The sequence below is a fragment of the Treponema endosymbiont of Eucomonympha sp. genome (genome assembly GCF_001028545.1).
This window is the reverse complement of record NZ_BBPW01000217.1, coordinates 1-1026: the sequence shown is the minus strand read 5'-3', so window position 1 is coordinate 1026 and position 1026 is coordinate 1. Positions and strand designations below refer to the sequence as shown.

General features: G+C 58.2%; 1 protein-coding gene. It reads right to left on the bottom strand.

The features are described 5' to 3' along the window. On the bottom strand, positions 1-1026 hold a 1026-nt coding region (locus tag AWU74_RS11775; protein WP_187150893.1), incomplete at both ends, for a DUF8525 domain-containing protein.

Below are 1026 nucleotides of genomic sequence, written 5' to 3'. Positions count from 1 at the left end.
AAGTTGAGCCCGATTGCGGCAGACCCATAACCGGCGTAATTGGAATACTGCTTCCATTTTTCCACCTCGTCTGTAGCGTCAAGGCGGTAGCCTAATACCAAGCCGTGATATCTCACCTGATATTCGCCCATAGTATAAAACCAGACCGGCACCGCAATCATCAACGCACTGTACGAAGCATACATGATTTTGCGCGCTGTCTCAATTTTTGCGGTGATATCGTAATTGGTTGGCTGCACCTTCCAGTTTCGGGCGCCGTCCAGCTTGACGGGGATATAGAAATAGCCCGGAGAGCCGGTTTCGCCGTCAAAGCGGCCGAGCACCGTTTCCCCGTTTACCGTAATCGTCGCGGGCGACGGGTTTTCCACCGCCGCGTTCAGCAGAAAAACGCCCGGCACCGTCTTTTTGAGCGCGACGGAAACCACGTCGGGCGACGCTTCCCGCAACGCAAAGTTGAGCCGGTAGGTTGTATCCCCCGCAAACTGCATTGAGAGCGTCTCGGTTTCATATCCTGTCGCTTCGACCGAGACAATATGAACGCCGCTTCGAACCGCTGTCGACTCTGCCGGTTTCTGAACAGACACCGCGTCTATGCTGACGCGCACCGAGCCGGCGTCCATTTCGGGCGGGAACGCGACGATAAGTTTTGCCGTCTGCGTGTCCAGCAACGGTGGCAGCAGCGCATTCGCCAAAAGCCGCGCGATTTGGTGCGAATCGGCAACCGCGCCGATTTCGAGCGCTTCCCCCGCTGCGACGCCGCCGGGGTATACGCGGAGCGTCGCGCTCACCGCGGCATAGCCGTCATAGGCGAGTATCGAGCCGGTGATATAGCCCTTGATTTTTTCGGCGGCAAGCGCCGATTCAAGCCGATAGCTGGAAAACGGCGCTCCTTCCGAATCGCGGTGCCCGGTGAACAGCGCTGAATCATCGCCCTTCCACAGCCTGATAGCCTCGTCTGTGTCGGGTACTGGCGCAGACGCGGCTTTTTTCTTAGCGCCCGTATCCGGTTTATCGGAGAGCAGCGCC